The sequence below is a fragment of the Methylocaldum sp. genome (assembly GCF_035627495.1).
Taxonomy (GTDB): Bacteria; Pseudomonadota; Gammaproteobacteria; order Methylococcales; family Methylococcaceae; genus Methylocaldum.
In genome coordinates this window covers 1-2,733 of the sequence record NZ_DASPLO010000069.1, presented here as the reverse complement: position 1 = coordinate 2,733, position 2,733 = coordinate 1, and the positions used below count along the sequence as shown (strand labels likewise).

Annotated in this window: 2 protein-coding genes and 1 pseudogene; 1 reads left to right on the top strand and 2 read right to left on the bottom strand. The window is 57.5% G+C overall.

Annotated features, from left to right (window positions below; genetic code table 11):
• Positions 1–143: 143 nt before the first annotated feature.
• The gene (locus tag VEB01_RS05385; protein ID WP_324873488.1) at positions 144–359 is read left to right on the top strand and encodes a hypothetical protein; all 216 of its coding nucleotides are present in this window, start codon (positions 144–146) and stop codon (positions 357–359) included.
• Between the two features lie 287 nt (positions 360–646).
• Here the strand turns inward: VEB01_RS05385 and VEB01_RS05380 are convergent, their stop codons facing one another.
• The gene (locus VEB01_RS05380) at positions 647–2,437 is read right to left on the bottom strand and encodes a multicopper oxidase family protein (RefSeq protein ID WP_324873486.1); all 1,791 of its coding nucleotides are present in this window, start codon (positions 2,435–2,437) and stop codon (positions 647–649) included.
• Between the two features lie 156 nt (positions 2,438–2,593).
• Positions 2,594–2,733: pseudogene (locus tag VEB01_RS05375) on the bottom strand (IS630 family transposase); the annotation flags it as partial.

The following is a 2,733-nucleotide window of genomic DNA, read 5'->3' as shown; positions in this document are numbered from 1 at the left end:
GATCGAGCAGCTTTTCGCCAAGCTCAAGGCGCGGCTCCGCAAGGCTGGGCAACGCACCGTCGAGGCGATTGGGGACGCCATCGGCGAACTGTTGAATCAGCTGACTCCGGCCGAATGCACGAACTACTTCCGGAACGCCGGCTATGCCGTATAGCCGACGTGAAAATGCTCTAGCGATAAGGCGCCGAAAGTGTGAGATTACTTACCGGGATATCTCCGGCAATCCCATTACCGTTGAAGACTACGTCGAGGATATTTACACGAAAGACAAGGAAGAATTTCTGAAGTTGAAAAACGGGTTGGTGATCCGTTTGGACCGGTTGATTGAAGTCGACGGAAAGCGACCGGGTATCGACTAGAACAACGGGCGTTGGCAAAGGATTGCCGACCTAGGATATGGCAGAAAACGCCGTTCCGATTCATGTTTCTGGTGTAGGGTGGGTTAGGCGCGCATCGCATCGAACCTGCAAAGTTCCTTTGGTGTTTCCGCGCGCCGTAACCCACCAGGCAAGGCCGCGGAACCGGTGAGTTACGGTGCGCTCGGAGCCCAATGACCAGCGGCCAACCTGTCCCAGTGCGCGCCTAACCCACCCTACAATCGTTTTCGAGTAGAACAGAATATTATTGGCGGGCAAAATCCCTACGGCTACTCGATTGAAAAGTCCCGCATCATGCCCATATCCTCGTGTTCGAGGTTGTGGCAGTGATACATGAACACGCCTTTGAAGTCCTGGAAGGGCTTGATGATGCGCACTCGTTCGCCCGGCATGACCAGCACGGTATCCTTCCAGCCGCTGGTGACGAGACCGTCCTTCACGGTTGCATAGTCTTCGGTTTTCTCGGCAGACACCGTGCGGCTGATGATTTGGAATTGCTGACCGTGCAAATGGATGGGGTGCGCCATGGAGAACATCATCCCCATACCGCCCCTCATGCCCATGCCTCCCATGCCCTGCCCTTCTTGCTGAGCCTGGCTTCCGTGGCCGCCGCCCATCATTCCCATCATGTGGCCTCTCATGCCATGGCCCATACCTCCCATTCCATGCCCCATGCCGCCCATGCCTTGTTGCGCTTCGACGCCCCCGTCGTGGCCGTGTCCACCGCCACGAGTATGGAAAATTTCCAGGAGCTGCACGGTATCGACCGGAATGCGCTCGCTCGGCTGAACGTCGTTGAAGGCATAGGGCCGGCCGTTGAGCAGCATCGCCATCGGACCCTCGGAAATCGCGATAGGTACGGGCTTGTCCGGATTGGCGACATCGCCCAAGGTATACCGGTCGATCTTCGACAACCGGTTCGGCAGCTTCGGACTTTCGCTCGTTTCGCGGGTGACGCGGATCTTGAACAGGGCATAATCGCTGCCGACGGGCAAGGCCATGGCGCCCATCATGCCCATTCTCCCCATCATGCCGCCTCCCATGCCGCCCATCATGTGCTCGGCCATGTTCGGCAGCGCGCCGGAGAACGGCAGGCTGCGCATCACTAACTCGGTGCCTTTAGGACGGCCGCTGAAATCGGCCCAAACGTCCAAGCGTTCGCCAGGCGCTAACATTACGTAAGGAAACGTTTCCGGAGCCTCAAGCAAGCCGCCGTCGACACCGATGACGGTAAGAGGCGTGCCGTCGCTCCAGCCCAACTTGTAAATGCGGGCCGTGGAGCCGTTAAGGAACCGGAGGCGGTACGCGCGGCTGGCCACTTCGAGCTCGAAATTCGGACGACCGTTGACCAGGATGTGATCGCCGTAAAACCCCATCATGCGATCATGCATGTGCGGACCGTAAATCAACTGGTTCTGCGCGTTGAACCGGCGGTCTTGAAGGACGATGGGAATCTCGTACTCGCCGGAAGGCAATTCGAGTCTCGCCTCCTCCTCGTCGTTTACGATCAATCCGCCGGCAAGACCGTAGTAAACCTGCTTCGCGGTAATTTCGTGCGGATGCGGATGATAGATGTTGAGGCCCGCCCGGTTGCGCACTTCGAATTCATAGACGAAGGTCTCGCCCGGATCGATGGCGTACATCGGATGGCCGTCCATCAGCGCCGGAACGTGCAGTCCGTGCCAATGGGTGATGGTCGGCTCCATCAAGTCGTTGCGGAAATGAATGCGCACTTTCTGGCCTTTTTGGAACCGGATGATCGGCCCCAAATAGCTTCCGGGCAATTCGGCCAGCGTTTCCTTCGGACCGCTCAGCAACTTGGCTACATACTGCTGCACCCGCGTGGCTTCGCCCGGCAGGATGGATATAGCCCCTTGGCGGGCCATCAATTCAAGCTCGACATCGGGTTTAAAGCCGGGAGATGCCCGATTGGGAGTCAATTTGGTCATGCCCTGCATCTCCATGGCGCGCACCCATGCCGGCATGCCAGCCGCGGCTAATAGACCCACTCCGGTCCGGAAAATAAAATGGCGGCGCGAACGATCGACTGGATGTTGCATAAAATCTCCTCGAATCTCTCGTTATTGTCGCAGGCGCTTCGGCTGCATCTTTCGAGGCCATAACTTATGAGCGGCGAGCGCCTGGGATAGAAATAGACGTTTTCCTCCCGGAAACTTGATGATCGCGCTGCCCTGCCGATCGATACTATGATACGCCTAGTGTCCTGTCCCATTAATTCGCTGACATAATCGTTGAAGTTTGGCCAGGATGGAATCCGCCGTGGCGGTCCAGACGAAGGGTCGGCAGGACTGGTTGTAATGGGAGATGAAGTGGTCGATCTTGTTGACCAGATCCC

What these genes read in the sequence shown, in the direction of transcription:
- VEB01_RS05385 (WP_324873488.1), top strand. Translation starts at nt 144, where the DNA reads ATGCCGTATAGCCGACGTGAAAATGCTCTAGCGATAAGGCGCCGAAAG.
- VEB01_RS05380 (WP_324873486.1), bottom strand. Translation starts at nt 2,437, where the DNA reads ATGCAACATCCAGTCGATCGTTCGCGCCGCCATTTTATTTTCCGGACC.